We start from the raw sequence: 14,190 nt of genomic DNA on the forward strand, positions 1-14,190 counted from the left end.
ACACAATAGGTGGTGACGTTATGCAAGATACCTTTCATGGCGTGATAGCCTTCGCGCTCCTTGCCGTAATGCTGTGGGTAGGAAGCTTGCTCCGCAGCCGCTTGCGCCTGTTGCGCGCCTCATTGGTGCCAGCGAGCATCGTCGGCGGCGTGCTGGGGTTCTTCGCCCTGTCCTTCGGCCTGCTGCCGGGTTACTCACCGGGCGATTTCACCGCCCTGACCTTTCACTTCTTTACCCTGAGCTTCATGTCGCTATGCCTCACCGGGGGCAGCCGCAGCGCCGAAGGTGGCGGTAGTATCGTTCGCGGTGGTATGTGGATGACCCTGGCCTGGAGCATCAGCCTGGGGATTCAGGGCGTTCTTGGCTATTTTATCGTGACCGGCTACGACGCCCTGACCGGCTCGGATATCAGCGGTTGGCTGGGGGCCATCGTGACCCACGGCTTCACCCAGGGCCCTGGCCAGGCACTGACTTACGGCAGCATCTGGGAGTCAGAGTACGGCATCGAGAACGCGGCCCAGGTGGGGCTTATCTATGCGTCGCTGGGCTTTCTGATGGCCTTCGCGGTGGGGGTGCCCATCGCTCGTCGCTATCTCAACAAGGGGCTCAATGCCAACCGTGCCTCGAAGCTCGATGATCACTTCCGCTTCGGCTTCTTCAATCCGAGTGCCAGGCCCGATGCACGGGTCGACGCACCCTCAACGGGTTCCATGGTGTCGCACCCGGCTAATCTGGACTCCTTGGCTTATCACCTCGGCCTGTTGGCCGTGGCCTACGTCATCACTCATCTGTGGCTGACGTTTATGCAGGGAATCATCGGCGGCGCCTCGCCCTACGGTATCAATCTTGGGGTGCTGTTCAGCCACAACCTGTTCTTCTTGCACGGGCTTGGCGTCTGCGTACTGATGCGCCTGGTCATCGACCGCATGGGCCTGAGCCACCGGGTCGACGACGACACGCTCAAGCGGATTACCGGCAGTTCGGTGGACTTCATGGTGGTGGGTACGCTGATGAGCATCCAGTTTGCCGTGCTCTATGAACTGCTGGCGCCGATCCTGCTGGTCACCGCCGCGGTGACCGTGGCGACACTCATCGGTTGCCTGCTGATCGGGCGGATGAGCGGCCCCCTGGGGCATGAAAGGGCACTCACCTCCTTCGGCTGCTGCTGCGGTTCGACCGGCACAGGACTTCTTCTGCTGCGCATGATGGACGCCGACTTCTCGACCTCGGTGCCCAAGGAGCTGGCGTTTTTCAACCTGGCGATTATCGTGATGACCGCGCACATGTTGATGATCTTCGCCCCCATCCTGCCCTCGCTGAGCGGCGCTGAGTATCTGCTGATCTTCGGTGGCTCGGCGCTATTGTTCATCGCCTGCCTGCCGCTGATGTTGCTGTGGGATCGCCGTGCCCGCCGAGGTTCGGTAGCCCAGCCGCCTGCTGCGGTGAAACGCGCCTCGGCCCCGCTCCGTACTACTTCTACCTCAGCGTTGACCAAGGGAGCGACCCCCTGATGAGCATGACGATCTACCGCGCCAAGCGCATCCTGACCATGGACCCCTCCCAGCCGGAGGCGACCCATATCGCCATCGTCGATGGTCGTATCCTGGCCGTCGGTCCCCGCGATGCCATGCCGGAGGGGGATATCGATACGCGGTTCGCCGACAAGGTGATCCTGCCCGGCTTCGTCGAAGGTCATAGTCACGCCCTGGAAGGAGCGATGTGGAACTACCTGTATCTTGGTTACTTCCCCCGCACCGACCCCGAGGGACGCACCTGGAATGGCCTCGAAAGCATCGCCGAGGTCCAGGCACGGCTGCGTGAGCATGCCGCCAGCCTGCCTCCTGGTGAGCCCCTGGTCGCCTGGGGCTTCGATCCGGTGTATTTCGAGGGGACGCGACTGACGCGTCGCGAGCTGGACGAGGCGGTCGCCGATCGTCCGCTGGTGGTACTGCATGCCAGCCTGCACGTGATGACGGTCAACTCGGCGATGCTCGAAATGGCGGGTATCAGCGCGGGTCCCAGTGTTCAGGGGGTCATGTGCGATGACGGCGGAATGCCCAGCGGCGAACTGCAGGAAATGGCGGCGATGTTTGTGGTCTTCGACGCCCTCGGCGAGAACCTGTTCGAGGCGGTGGCCTCCCCGGACACGCTACGTCGGTATTCTCGTATCGCCCAGCGCGCCGGTGTGACCACCATTACCGACCTGTACAACCCGATGACCGACGAGGCGGTGGCGGCCATGGTCGAGGTCACCGCCGCCGCGGACTTCCCCGTGCGCCTCGTTCCGGCCATGGGGGTGTTGAGCTGGGCGGCGGACGAGGGGATCGAACGCCTGCAGGCGGCCATGGCCCATAATCACGAGCGCTTGACCTTCGGGCCGGCAAAACTGATGACCGACGGCTCGATCCAGGGCTACACCGCGCGCCTGAAATGGCCGCACTACCACGATGGCCATCCCAATGGGCTGTGGAATGCCGACCCCGAGGCGCTGACCGAGCTGGTGCAGGCCTATCACCAGGCAGGCCTGCAGTTGCATATTCACACCAACGGCGACGAGGCCGTCGAGTTGATGCTCGACGCCATCGACCAGGCCTTGACCCTGTGGCCGAGACCGGACCACCGGCATACGCTGCAGCACTGCCAGATCATCGATCATGCTCAACTCCGGCGTGCCGCGAGTCTAGGCCTGTGCCTGAACATGTTTGCCAATCATCTGTACTACTGGGGCGATATTCACTACAGCCGGACCCTCGGGCCATCGCGTTGCCAACGACTCGAACCCCTGGCCTCGGCGTCTCGTCTCGGAATTCCCGTGGCGATTCACAGCGATGCTCCGGTGACCCCGCTGGGGCCGCTGTTCACCGCCTGGTGCGCGGTCAATCGGCGCACCGCCAGTGGTCGCCAGCTGGGTACGCACGAGGCCGTCAGCGTGGCCCAGGCACTCGAGATGATTACCCTCGGTGCGGCCTACACCCTGGGCCTGGACGATCGGGTCGGCAGCCTCGAGGTCGGCAAGCAGGCCGATCTGGTGGTGCTCGACGACGATCCATTGGGCCTGGCGCCGGAACGCCTCAAGGACATCGTGGTGCACGCCACTGTCCTGGGAGGGCGATGCCATGGGCAAGGCTAGGGCCGGGGCCAAGCATGTGTCGACGCCTGGGGCCGCGCCGTTGTCGACGCCCGGGGCCGCGTCGTCGGTGCCCGTCACGGTCATTGCCGGCTTCCTCGGCGCCGGCAAGACCAGCTATCTCAACGAGCGGATCGCCCGAGGTGATGCCAGCGACGCGCTGGTGATCGTCAATGACCTGGGAGCGGTCAACGTCGATCAGGAGCTGATCGACTTTCGTGATGATCGCCTGCTGGCGCTGACCAACGGCTGCCTGTGTTGCACTCTCGGAGGCACGCTGGCGGAGCAGTTGGCACAGGCTCTGCGCCTGCACGAGTCGCCGCGGTCGATCCTGATCGAAGCCAGCGGTGTCGCCGAACCCGAGCGGATCGCCGATATTGCGCGCCTGGCAGCTGGGCTGCACCTGGCCGAGGTGGTGGTATTGGTGGATGCCAGTCAGGCACGACGACTGGCCGCCGATGCCCTGGTCGGTGAGCTGTGGCGCACGCAACTGGCGGCGGCCGACCGCCTGTTGGTCAATCGCTTGCCGGGGGAAGACCACGGACGTCAGGCCCTGGTGGACTGGATCGCATCCTTTGCCAGCGCGAACGTCACCGCCATGGCGGGGGAACCGGTGGCCGAGGCGCCGGTCGCGCCGATGCTACGCGTGGCCGAGCCTCGCGGCGGAGCGCTTTTACAGGGTTCTACCGGGCGACCCGGTAAGGCGCCGCGGCCGGGTCACGGTATCGACAATGCGTCGGTGAGTTTCTCGGGGGCGGTGGACGCCGAGGCATTGGCGCACTGGCTAGAGGCCTATGACGATGTGCTGCTCAGGGCCAAGGGGGTGCTGTATTGCCGACGCCAGACAGGCGACGCCTGGGTCAGTCTCCAGCTCAGCGGGGCTCGCCTGACGTGGCGCGATCATCGCCCCTCGACGTCGCGCTCGGCGCTGGTCTGTATCGGACGCCAGGGCGCGCGCTTCGACGCCTTGATGGCGGGGCTCCGGTCGCTGCCCACGGCGCCGGTAGCGCCACTCCCGGCGTTGGGTTAAGGCGCCACTGGCGGGGCGTCGTCTGCCTGAGCGAGCGCCAGGGGCACCAGCGCCGCCAGGCGCTCGATGCCGGGCTCGATGCGGGCCTCGTTGATCGCCGAGAACCCCATGCGAAAGACATGGGTAGGCTGATTGCCGGGCCGGGTCGCGTTCACGCTGTCGGTAAAATAGTGCCGGTCGCCGTTCTCGATTAGGATCCCGTGCTCCCGGGCCAGTTCGCACAGCCGGGCGGCGTCGAGCTCCGGCGGGCCCTCGAGCCAGAAACATGAGCCGCCGAAGGTAGAGCGGGTGACGAGGGTCGGCAGGTGCTTGTCGAGTGCCTCACGCATGATCAGCCAACGGCGCTGATAGGCCTTGCGCAGGTGGCGTAGCAGGGCATCGTGATAGCCGCGCTCCAGAAACAGCGCCACGCTGCGCTGATTGTTGGTCGCCGGATGGCGCAGCATCAAGCGTCGCAGCGCGCGGGCCTCACGAATGAACGCCGGCGGCGCCACCATGTAGCCAAGCCTCAAGCCCGGTGCCAGGGTCTTCGACAGACTGCCGACGTAGATCACCCGGCCTTCGCGGTCGAGGCTCTTGAGCGCCGGCGTCGGGTTGTCGACGAAGTTGGTTTCGCTCTCGTAGTCGTCCTCGATGACCAGGAAATTATGGCGGCTGGCCAGCGCCAGCAACTGGCGGCGGCGCTCCAGCGGCATGGTCACCCCGGTGGGCGATTGGTGGCTCGGCGTCACGTAGGCCAATTGGCAATGCGCCAGGCGCTTATCGAGACTTAGCCCATGGTCATCCACGTCCAGTGCCTCGACCTTGTCGGTGAAGGTGGCGGCGATATTGTGCATGTCGACGTAGCCCGGGTTTTCCATGGCGAAGCCACGACCGGGGCCGAGCAGCAGCATGGCGCTGATCCACAGGGCCTGCTGTGCCCCGACGGTAATCAGAATTTCCTCGGGGCGCGCCCAGACACCGCGGCGGGGCAGCAGACGCTGGTGAATCTGCTCCACCAACAGCGGATCGTCCTCGCTCAAGTGGTCGACCGACCAGCTACGAATCGCCGGTACGCTCGTGGAGTCCCGGCTGCATTCTCGCCAATGCTGGGTCGGGAACAGCTCCGGGTCGAGTTGGCCGTAGAGAAAGGGATAGTCGTAGCGATGCCAGTCGGCGGGCTTGGTGATGGTGGGCTGACGCGACGGGGTCATGGTCAGCAGCGTCGACCAGGCCACCGCGTCCTCGGCGCTGGTGGGGAGGGCGGATCCGCTGCCGGCTGGCTGACGCACTCGGCCATCGAGAATATCCGGATTGACGAAGTAGCCGCTGCGCTCGCGAGCGATCAGGTAGCCGTCATCGAGCAACTGTTCGTAGGCCAGCATCACGGTGTTGCGGGCGACCTTGAGCTCCTTGGCCAGGCGCCGGCTCGACGGCAAGGCCTCGTCCGGCGGCAGGTGGCCTTCGAGGATGGCCCGGGCAATCTGCTCGCGCAATTGGCACTGCAGGCTTTCGTGCAGGGTGGCATCGAGATGGAAGAGCGGCTCAGTCATGGTGAGGACAGGACTCGTATGGCGACATCATTGTTGTCATCCCTTGTCGATCCGAAGGCTAGGGCATCGTCGGTTCGGGTAAGAAGCCCCGGGTGCGCCGACGCGTCAGCAACTGGTCGGTCGGCCAGGGTTCACCACCTTCTTATACACTGGGCAGCTTGTCGAGCGTCGACGAAGCCTGGCCCAATCAATGCCCCATCACTGGTTCTATTGTCCCTTTGGGCAGGGGGGGAGAGTAGGACCCGTGACTCGGGGTAGGCCGGCGCTTTGCATCAGGGCCTACGGCGATGCCCCGGTCAGATAGCCCGACACAAGATCTCGTCGCGAGCCATTTGCGGCGACACAACAATGATGGGAGATCCGCATGAACCCTGCATCCGTTACGTCCCGCACCACCCACCGATTCCCACGTACGCTGGTCACCGCGTCCGTCGCCCTGGCGGCGGTGACGCTGGCGTCTCACGCCAGTGCCACTACCTGGAAGATGGCGCTCGGCGACGCGGCAGGCGGCACCCAGTACGAACTCGGTACCACCTTCGCCACCCTGATCGAGGAAAAGACCGACGGGGACATTACCGTGGACCTGTTCCCCAATGGACAGCTCGGTAGCGAGCAGGACACCATCAACAATGCCAGCATGGGCCTGCTCGACCTGTCGGTACTGGCGATCAACAACATCACGCCGTTCTCACCGACGGTGGGGGTGTTGACGCTGCCGTATGTGATCCAGAGTCCTGAAGACGCGCGGACCCTGACCCAGGGTGAGATCGGCCAGGAAATGGTCGACAACACCGTTCGTGATGCCGGGGTACGGATTCTCGGCTGGGCCTACTCGGGCTGCCGTCGCCTGACCAACTCCGCTCGTCCGGTGGCGAGCCCCGAGGATCTCGATGGACTGGTGATTCGCGTACCCAAGAACGAGATCATGATCGCTGCCTATCAGGCCTGGGGCGTCAATCCGAATCCGTTGGCCTGGTCCGAGACCTTTACTGCGCTTCAACAGGGGGTAGTCGATGGTCAGGACAACCCCTACATCACCATCGATGCGATGAAGTTCCATGAAGTTCAGGACTACGTCACCGATAGCTGCTACGTGTTCTCGCTGGAGCCGCTGGTGATGGGGGAAGGCCAGTTTCAGAGCCTGAGTCCGGAGCAGCAAGAGGCGGTAACGGAAGCCGCGGCAGAGGCTACCGAACACAGCTACGAGTATCTCATCGAACAGGAAGATGCCATCAAGCAGCGCCTGGAGGACGGTGGCATGGAGATCACCGAGCCCGCCAACGACGAGCAGGAGTGGATCGAGATGGCGACGGCCATCTGGCCCGATTTCTACGACAGCATCGGCGGCAAGGAAAAGCTCGATGCGGCGCTCAGCGCACTGGGTCGCGACGCGGCTCCCTGAATCCAGAGATGGCGTTCGCCGCCCATGTTGATGGGCGGCGGCACGCGCTTTCACGCATGATCACATCTGGACGACTGAGCTCAGGGGGGCGGCCATGAGAACCCTATGGAAATTGATCGACAACGTCGAGAATCTGCTATGCCAGTTCCTGCTGGTACTTTTTGTGATGCTGCTGTTTGCCCAGATCATGCTGCGCAACCTGTTCGCCTATTCACTGCCGTGGGCCGATGAGCTAGCCACCTACGCCTTCGTCTGGTTCGCCTATTTTGGCGCCGTCTACGCGGCCAAGAAGTCGGCCCACAACCGAGTGACCTTTCAATTTCGCTTCTTTCCCCGCTGGGTCGAAACGGCTTGTGGCGTGCTGACCGATCTGATCTGGATTGCCTTTAACCTGGTCTTCATCTGGCTGAGCTACGACTTCGTGTTCAACAAGATGAACCTGTTCTGGAAATCCCAGACCCTCGGGGTGCCGATGAAGTACTTCTATCTGGTGCTGCCATTGGCCTTCACCGCCATGACCCTGCGCATTATCCAAAACAACTACCTTCGTTTCGTCAAACATCGTCAGTTTGTCGACCCGGAAGCCGAGGCCATCGAAGCGGCCAAGGCGACCTCGTCGGCCGACCGGAAGGAGTCCTGAACATGGAGACCAGCGTCATCTACCTGTTGTTTGGGGTGTTCTTCGTGCTGCTGGTGATCGGCGCTCCCATCACCGTGTCCTTGGGCGTGGCTGCCCTGACGACCTTCCTCGCCCTGGGCGAGAACCCGCTATCCTTCGTGCAGATCGCCTTCACCTCGGTGGGAGCCTTTCCACTGATGGCGCTGCCGGCGTTTATTCTGGCGGGCGCCCTGATGGAGGCGGCCGGCATCTCCAAGCGCCTGGTGGATATCGCCGAGGCCTTCGCGGGACCTGTTACCGGTGGGCTTGCCGCGGCGACGGTGTTTGCCTGCATGTTCTTCGGCGCCATCTCGGGCTCGGGCCCGGCCACCACGGCCGCCGTCGGCATGTTGATGATTCCGGCGATGGCCAAGCGCGGCTACGACAAGGGCTATGGCAGCGCCATTACCGCCTCATCCGGCGGGCTGGGGGTCGTCATCCCGCCCTCTATTCCCATGGTTATCTTCGGTATCTCGGGCATGGGTCTGCAACCCCCGGCGGAGGCTATCGCCGCGCACGGGGCCTTTCAAACGCTATCCATTCCGAAGCTTTTCATCGCCGGTATCGTGCCGGGCATGGTGATCGCGACCTGCCTGCTCGTCATCAACTATGTGATCTCGAAGCGTCGCGGCTACAAAGGCTTGAGCGATAGCTGGTCGACGGCAACGATTGCCACGAGTCTAAAGCGTGGGGTGTGGTCGATGCTGGCGCCGCTGATTATCCTGGGAGGCATCTACAGTGGATTGTTCACGCCGACAGAGTCGGCCATCGTCGCCATCGCCTATACGCTCTTCGTCGGCATCTTTCTGCATAAGGAACTCAAGTGGAAGCCGACGCTGAAAACCCTCGAAACCACTACCTGGATCACCGGGCGGGTGCTGTTGATCCTGTTTACTGCGACGGTTTTCGGGCGTCTGCTGGTCGAACAGCGGGTGCCGGCGATCATCGCCGAGAACATGCTCGACATGACCGACAATCTCTACCTGATCTGGGCCATGGTGATCGTCTTCCTGCTGTTTGTCGGCATGTTCATGGAGACGCTGGCGGCGATCATGATCCTGACGCCGGTGCTGTTGCCTATCATGTATATGCTGGGCATGGACCCGGTTCATGTGGGCATCGTGGTGGTGTGCGCACTCGCCATCGGTTTCCAGACACCGCCGCTCGGGGAGAACCTGTTTGTGGCCTCGGGCATCGGTGGCTCGTCGATCGAGGAAATCTCGGTCAAGGCATTGCCCTTCGCGGCAGGCTCGGTGTTCGCACTGTTCTTGATCGCCTACTTTCCGCAGATATCGCTGTGGTTGCCGGAGTTGATGGGCTATTGACAAGGCGAGGCCCGTGGCGGGGCCTAGACGCCATTGACGCGGTGGCTGCCAAGCGTGGCGCCGTGGCACCCGTGAGCCGCTCCGTGAGCCGGTCGATCGGCTTCAGCTATCCTTTGCTCGGCCCTGAGCCATGCACCAGGTGCGGTACCCAGGGTCGGCCCGTTGGGCGCTTTCGCGCCATGTCAGGAGAGACAAGATGCCAACGCCCGTGAAACGAATCCTGAGTTGCGTCGGTCTGCGTGGTGACTGCGATCAGGTGTTGATCAAGTCCGTGTGCCTGGCCCAGGCGCTCGGCGCCGAGTTGCATGTCCTGCATGCGGTGAAGTCGCTATCCGAGGACGTGATGACGACCTTGAGGGCCAATATCCGCGAGCGCAGGGCGCTCGAGACCCTGATTCAGCAGCGTCTCGATCAGGCCCGAGAAAACCTCGATACCCGACTCGATGAGTTCTGGGAAAGAACGCCCTTTGTCGACCCCAAGGCGCGCCAGTGCGTGACCGCGACCGCCGTGGTCGAGGGCTACCCGGCGTCCGAGATTATCCGCTACGCCACGCGCCATGACTGCGAGATGATCGTGATGGCGACCAACAAGCGCGGTTTTACCGCATCCTATGCCGGCAAGGTCACCAAGGGCGTGATCAAACGCGCCAGCGTGCCGGTGGTGGTCGTGCCGCCGGTCTAGGCGGTGCTGGTCTGCCTTGGCGATTCGCGACGCCGGTGTCGCGTCCGGGCGCGCGGTCAGGCGTCGGTCTTGCGTCGGCTTTGCGTCGCATCCCAAGGCGGCGCGTGCAGGAGCCTTGTCTCAGGAGCCTTGGCTCAGGACGTAAAGGCTCGGCTCAGGATCTGAAGGTGTCCTGAAGTTCGCCGGCGATGCGGCGCATCAGCGGCACCCATTGGCGCAGGCTGTCGATGGTATGGCGCAGGCGCGGTGCGTGGATCGCCAGCGACGCCTGAATGCGGCCGGCTTGATCGTAGACCGGGACGGCCACGGCGACCATGCCCTGGATGAACTCCTCGTCGTCGGTGCTGAGTTCGTCATCGGCGATGCGCAGGAGCCGAGTCTCGAGCGAGGCCGGATCCGTGGCGGTGACCGGGGTATAGGCATCGAGCGCCAGATGCTTGAGCAGTTCACGGCGCTGGGTCGCCGGCATCAGGGCGAGAAACATCTTGCCGCTGGCGGTGCAGTGCAGTGGCAGCCGAGATCCTGGCGGCAGTTGAATGCGCACCGGCCAGTTGGTCTCAACGCGTTCGTAATACAGCACTTCGTGGCCATCGAGCAGGGTCAGGTTGCAGGTTTCGCCGACTTCGTCGGCGAGGCGCTTGAGCAGCATCCGCCGCGGGGCCTTGAGGCTTTCGTTGGCGAGCACCCCCATGGCCATGCGGTGCAGGCGCTCACCGGGCATGAGGTGGCGCCCTTCGACATCCCTGACCACCAGTTCCTGTTCCTCCAACTGCTTCAGCAGCCGGTGCAGGGTGGGCTTGGGAATCTCCAGGTGCCGCTCGAGGTCTGCCGCACTCATGCCGTGGGGGGCCGTGGCGATGGTCTCGAGCACCGCCAGGCCGCGCTGCAGCGTGGAGTTGGTGGTGGGGCGAGCATCGGCGGCTTGAGCGGGTGCCGAGGGAGAGCTTTCGGTGGGCATACGCGATCCTTGGCGACGGCGGGAAATGGGTCGGTCGATGTGAGCCAGATAGCGCTCAACCTATGCAGGACATGATAACGCGGCAAGCTCCCAGGAGCTTGCCGCGGCGCGATGGATCCACGTCGCTGGCCGTGGCCGATCAGCCGATCAGCGCAAGCGACAGGGCCGGCCACAGCGAAATCGCCAGCCAGCAGGCCATCAGCGCGATGAAATACGGAATCACGAATTTCACCAGGCGCAGGTAGGGGATGCCGGTGATGCTGCTGGCGACATACAGGTTGAGCCCGAAGGGTGGGGTGACGAAGCCGATGGCGGCGCCGACCAGGAAGATCACCGCGAAGTGGACCGGGTCCACCCCGGCGTTCTGGGCGATGGGCGCGAGTATCGGCGCCAGGATGATGGTCACCGGCAGGCTCTCGAGGATCATGCCCGCCAGCAGGATCATCACCATGCAAGCGCCGAGAATCACGTAGTAGTTGCCGAGCCCACTGAGCAGGGCGTTCAGCGCCTGGCCGGCCCCCAGCACCGAGAGCAGTTGCTGCATGACCACCGAGATGGCGATGAGCGGCGCCAGCATGCCGGCGATCTGCCCCGAGCGCAGCATGATGCTTGGCAAGGCGGTGAAACGAATCTCTCGGGTGATCAAGAGGCCCGCGATCATGGTGAAGCCAACGGTGATCGCGGCCGCCTCGGTGGGCGAGAACTTGCCGGAGTAGATGCCGTAGAGCACCACCGCGATGGTCGCGAACCCTAGGTATGCGCGCCGGGCAAAGCGCGCACTGGTACCGACCTTGAACGGGATCAGGGTGCCCCAGCCGTGGCGGCGGGCGACCAGGTGACAGGCGGCCATCATGGCGAACACCATCATGGTGCCGGGGATCATGCCGGCGATGAACAGGTCGCTGATCGACAGGTTCATCATGAAGCCGTAGACGATGAAGATGATCGACGGCGGAATGATGATGCCCACGGTGCCGCCCGAGGCCGCCGTGGCCGCAGAAAAGCGCTCATCGTAGCCGTTCTTGACCATCTCTGGCTGCATGATCGAGCCGATGGTGGCGGTGGTGCCGGCGTTGGAGCCCGAGATGGCGGCGAACAGTCCGCAGGCCCCAAGGGTCGCCATGCCCATGCCGCCCCGCAACCAGCCCAGCACCGAGTAGGCGAAGTCCGACAGGCGCTTGGCAATCCCGGCGGCATTGATCAGATCCCCCGTCAGGATGAACAGCGGCAGGGCCAGCAGGCCGAAGAAGCTCAGGCCCTGGAACAGCGTCACGCCGATATTGGCCAGGGTGAAGTCGATGGCAAGGCTGGTCCCGACCACCCACAGGCCGATGACCAGAAAGATCGGCACGCCGAGAAGAAAGAAGGTGGTGCAGCCTGCGGTGACCAGGGCAATCATGAGTCCGTCTGTCATGGTGAGGCTCCTAGTCCATGATGGCAGGTTGAAGGTTGAACGGCTCACGGCGGCGGTAGCGACCCACGTCCGAGGCCAGGTTCTGCAATACCCGAATGATGATCAGGATCCAGGCCAGAGGCGTTGCCAGGTAGAACCACCACTGCATGACGTTGTCGGTGCCGGGCACGATGGCGAAGTTCATGTAGGCGAGTTCTACCTGTGCCTTGGTGTAGTAGATGACCATGGCGCCGAAGCCTATCCACAGCACCGCGTCTAGCACCTGACAGGCGAACTGGCCGCCATAGGGCAGGCGCATGCGGATCTCGTTGAGTGACAGGTGGCTGCGCTGCTTGACGTTGAGAGAGGCCCCGAACCAGGTCAGCCACAGAAACAGCAGCACCGGGATACTGGTGCTCCAGGGCGCCTGGAGACTGAAGAAGAACCGCCGAATGACCTCGACGAAGATGATGCCTGCCATGCCGGAGTAGGCGATCAGGATGATCACCTTCTCGAGATGGTCATCGAGCCACTTGATGGGCTTCAGCCACAATGAGGTGGGGCGGGCCTCAGGGGAAGTGGCGCCTGCCGGCGCCTCCCCCGTCGTGGCCTTGGCCATGTCCTGGTGGCTCATCACGCCCTCCACCAGCGCTTCGGCGCCACGTTGACCGCCGCCATGTCGCGGGGAATCTCGCGAGCCAGAGCGTGGATCTCCTGATAGATGTCGATATCGCCGGCCCAGCCGTTGAGGCGCTCACGCCACTGCTCCCAGGGCTCGGGATTGAATTCCGGGGCACACAGTTGTTCGGCCTGGGCGCGAATCTCGTCGGACAGCGGGGCCACCCGCACGTTGTTGTCGGCAAACACGGTGCCGGCGGCGGGGTGCTCGGTGGCGCCGACGATCTGATAGCGACCGGCCTCGTTCATGCCCTGGGTGAAGATCTGGGCCGCATAGGCCGACTCCATCACCTGTTCTTGAAGCTCGGCGCCGAGGCTATCGAACTTCGACAGGTTCATCGCGGTGTGCTCGGTGCCGGCGAAGAAGCGCAGGTCCACCGCCTGGGACACCACCGGCGCCATGCCGGCGTAGGCCACCGCACTCATCCACGTCTCGGCACCGTCGAGCAGGCCCTGGCGCAAGCCATCGAGGGTTTCTTCCCAGGCGACGGGCACCGGGTTCAGGCCCAGCTGTTCCATGGCGATGCGGCCAAGCTGGGTGCCGGTGACTCGATTCTTGGTGCCCTGGAGCTGCTCCAGGCTCGTGATTAGCGGCTTGTCGGCCCAGCTAAGCCCCATCATCAGGCCACGCAGGTCGCAGTGGGTGAACAGGAACTGCAGGTTGTGGCGTTGGCGCAAGGGCTCGCGTAGCAGGGTCTCGCTGCGCGGGTCGTAGAAGAAGTGAAACATCGACGCCACGCTCGGGAACATATAGGCGAAGTCGAGCACGTTCAGGTAGGGCGCGCCGCCGGCGGAGTTCTGGGTCGACGCCGAGAAGATATCGACGATGCCCTGTTGCGCCTTGCTGACGCAATCGAGCTGGTTGCATACCTCGTTGCTACCCATGAACTCGACGCGAATGGCGCCGTTGGTGCGCTCTTCCACGTCTCGGGCGAAGAACAGCTGCCCGGATTTCTGGATGTCGAGGTTGCGCTCATTGAAGCCGGAGGCGCCGAAGCGCAGCTGGAACTTGGGCTCGGTCTGGTAGCGGCGCTGCTGTTCGGTGTCGGCGGCGCGGGCCAGGCTAGAGGCGGTCAGGCCGGCGCCTAGGCCGGTGGCCGCCAGTAGCGTGGAGGTCATGCCGAAGCGGCCGGAGATGTTCAGAAAGTCGCGGCGCGACAGGGCAGAGAGTGGTGAGCGGCGTGTTGTCATTGGGTGCTCCCGATCATGGTGGCTGGCGTTGGGGTGTTGTCGTTGTCGTGGTGTGCCGAGACGCCCGTTTCAGCGGCATCGAGACGCAGGCGCCGAGCGCTCTGGGCCCCGCTCCAAGGGGCTTGCCGCAGCGCCGGTGACGGCAGCGAACAGCCAGCACCGACGGGAGGGCCTTGTTCACACCATAGAAGGCGCCTCGACGCAGATCAATAAA

The 14,190-nt window shown here is 63.8% G+C and carries 12 protein-coding genes; 7 read left to right on the forward strand and 5 right to left on the reverse strand.

Translation table 11 applies throughout. From position 1 onward, the window contains the following. The first annotated feature begins 20 nt into the window (after positions 1-20). From ACUN9Y_RS11455 to ACUN9Y_RS11465, 3 genes are read left to right on the forward strand one after another with little or no spacing between them, the layout of a single operon-like run. Positions 21-1,511, forward strand: coding sequence for a sodium/glutamate symporter (locus ACUN9Y_RS11455; protein ID WP_445460848.1), 1,491 nt, complete (start codon positions 21-23; stop codon positions 1,509-1,511). Then, positions 1,511-3,130, forward strand: coding sequence for an amidohydrolase (locus tag ACUN9Y_RS11460; protein ID WP_445460849.1), 1,620 nt, complete (start codon positions 1,511-1,513; stop codon positions 3,128-3,130). Before ACUN9Y_RS11455 ends, ACUN9Y_RS11460 begins: the two co-directional genes overlap by 1 nt. Next, complete coding sequence (locus tag ACUN9Y_RS11465) at positions 3,117-4,157, forward strand: CobW family GTP-binding protein (protein ID WP_445460850.1); 1,041 nt, start codon at positions 3,117-3,119, stop codon at positions 4,155-4,157. The genes ACUN9Y_RS11460 and ACUN9Y_RS11465 overlap by 14 nt, the downstream gene beginning before the upstream one ends. On the opposite strand, the gene pdxR is transcribed toward ACUN9Y_RS11465, so the two are convergent. Then, positions 4,154-5,689 (reverse strand): MocR-like pyridoxine biosynthesis transcription factor PdxR, encoded by a 1,536-nt coding sequence (gene pdxR / locus ACUN9Y_RS11470; RefSeq protein WP_445460851.1) that lies wholly within the window; start codon positions 5,687-5,689, stop codon positions 4,154-4,156. The genes ACUN9Y_RS11465 and pdxR overlap by 4 nt on opposite strands. A 364-nt stretch (positions 5,690-6,053) precedes the next feature. Here pdxR and ACUN9Y_RS11475 point away from each other — a divergent pair, with 364 nt between their 5' ends. The 4 genes from ACUN9Y_RS11475 (at position 6,054) to ACUN9Y_RS11490 (ending at position 9,756) form a co-directional block, all read left to right on the forward strand. Further along, complete coding sequence (locus tag ACUN9Y_RS11475) at positions 6,054-7,091, forward strand: TRAP transporter substrate-binding protein (RefSeq protein WP_445460852.1); 1,038 nt, start codon at positions 6,054-6,056, stop codon at positions 7,089-7,091. A gap of 94 nt (positions 7,092-7,185) precedes the next feature. Next, positions 7,186-7,731 (forward strand): TRAP transporter small permease, encoded by a 546-nt coding sequence (locus tag ACUN9Y_RS11480; RefSeq protein WP_445460853.1) that lies wholly within the window; start codon positions 7,186-7,188, stop codon positions 7,729-7,731. Between the two features lie 2 nt (positions 7,732-7,733). Beyond that, the gene (locus ACUN9Y_RS11485) at positions 7,734-9,074 is read left to right on the forward strand and encodes a TRAP transporter large permease (RefSeq protein ID WP_445460854.1); all 1,341 of its coding nucleotides are present in this window, start codon (positions 7,734-7,736) and stop codon (positions 9,072-9,074) included. Between the two features lie 196 nt (positions 9,075-9,270). Beyond that, positions 9,271-9,756: a universal stress protein gene (locus tag ACUN9Y_RS11490; RefSeq protein ID WP_445460855.1), complete on the forward strand. Its 486-nt coding sequence runs from the start codon at positions 9,271-9,273 to the stop codon at positions 9,754-9,756. Positions 9,757-9,910: 154 nt separating this feature from the next. Here ACUN9Y_RS11490 and ACUN9Y_RS11495 read toward each other — a convergent pair whose 3' ends face one another. The 4 genes from ACUN9Y_RS11495 to ACUN9Y_RS11510 all read right to left on the reverse strand — a co-directional run bounded on the left by ACUN9Y_RS11495 (position 9,911) and on the right by ACUN9Y_RS11510 (position 13,976). Further along, positions 9,911-10,714, reverse strand: a complete 804-nt coding sequence (locus tag ACUN9Y_RS11495; protein WP_445460856.1) for an IclR family transcriptional regulator — start codon at positions 10,712-10,714, stop codon at positions 9,911-9,913. Between the two features lie 139 nt (positions 10,715-10,853). After that, complete coding sequence (locus tag ACUN9Y_RS11500; RefSeq protein WP_445460857.1) at positions 10,854-12,128, reverse strand: TRAP transporter large permease; 1,275 nt, start codon at positions 12,126-12,128, stop codon at positions 10,854-10,856. 10 nt (positions 12,129-12,138) lie between these two features. Further along, positions 12,139-12,741 carry a TRAP transporter small permease gene (locus ACUN9Y_RS11505; protein ID WP_445460858.1) on the reverse strand — a complete coding sequence of 201 codons (603 nt, stop codon included), beginning with the start codon at positions 12,739-12,741 and terminating at the stop codon, positions 12,139-12,141. Continuing rightward, positions 12,741-13,976: a TRAP transporter substrate-binding protein gene (locus ACUN9Y_RS11510; protein WP_445460859.1), complete on the reverse strand. Its 1,236-nt coding sequence runs from the start codon at positions 13,974-13,976 to the stop codon at positions 12,741-12,743. Before ACUN9Y_RS11510 ends, ACUN9Y_RS11505 begins: the two co-directional genes overlap by 1 nt. Positions 13,977-14,190 lie beyond the last annotated feature (214 nt).

The organism is Halomonas sp. V046 (assembly GCF_052645355.1).